Annotated in this window: 1 protein-coding gene; it reads right to left on the bottom strand. The window is 75.6% G+C overall.

The window, feature by feature from the left end:
• The coding region (locus tag G3I40_RS09940) for an FUSC family protein (protein WP_164301787.1) at positions 1 to 981 on the bottom strand (981 nt) is incomplete at both ends.

Below are 981 nucleotides of genomic sequence, written 5' to 3'. Positions count from 1 at the left end.
GCGAGGCCTCGGGGTCGGCGGCGACGGAGGCGAGCCCGCGCACCTCGCGCGCGCAGTCGTCGAGCAGGGCGAGTACCTGCCGGGCCCGGCCCTTGCGGGCCCGCAGCGGGCTGAACGGGTGCACGAGCGGCGCGAGGGACAGGCGGACGCGGCCGAGCAGTGACTCCAGTTCGGCGACGCGCGGGGCGGGATCGGCGCCGGTGTCCCCGGCGAGCCGGGCGGCGGCCTCGGCGGTGCAGGCGTGCACGCAGCGCAGGGCGCGTGCGATCCAGGCGTCGGTGACGGAGTGCGTGGTCACCGGCAGGACGAGCAGCACGGCGAGTACGGCGCCCAGGGCGCCGACGGCCGTCTCCCTCACCCGCAGGGCCAGCAGGGCGGGGTCGAGCACGCCGAGCAGTCCGTACAGCATGCTGGCCATGACGGTCACGGCCAGCATCATCCACGTGTAGGAGACGTGGGCGGTGTAGAAGATGCCGAAGACGCTGACCGCCACGATCAGCGCGGCGGCGACCGGCTCGTCGTGCAGCGGAACGGCCAGGGCGAACCCGGCGACGATGCCGAGCACCGTGCCCAGGAACCGCCGGAAGCCCCGGACCACGGTCTCCCCGCGCGAGGTCGTCGCCACGAACACCCACCAGGTGGCGCCCACCGCCCAGTACCAGCGGTCGCCGGACAGCAGTTGCCCGACGGCCAGGGCGAAGCCGGCGCCCGCGGTGGCCTGCACCGCCTGCCGCGTCGTGATCCGTGCGAGCCCGGTGCCGCCGGACGGCGGAGCGACCACGGCCGGCGGCGGCAGCCGCCGCTCGTAGCACCACGCCCCGAACCGCACGGCGGATGCGACGGCGAGCGACAGCAGGAGCGCCGCGTACAGCTCGGGCAGTCGGCCGGGCACCGTGTGCAGGAACTGCGCGGCGAAGAAGGTCATGAACGCGAACACGCCGAGCGAGTGCCCGCGCGGCCCCCACCGCCGCGCGTACACGC

The organism is Streptomyces sp. SID14478 (assembly GCF_010548525.1).
GTDB lineage: Bacteria > Actinomycetota > Actinomycetes > Streptomycetales > Streptomycetaceae > Streptomyces.
The sequence above is the reverse complement of the archived record's forward strand: the minus strand, read 5'-3'. Positions and strand labels throughout refer to the sequence as shown.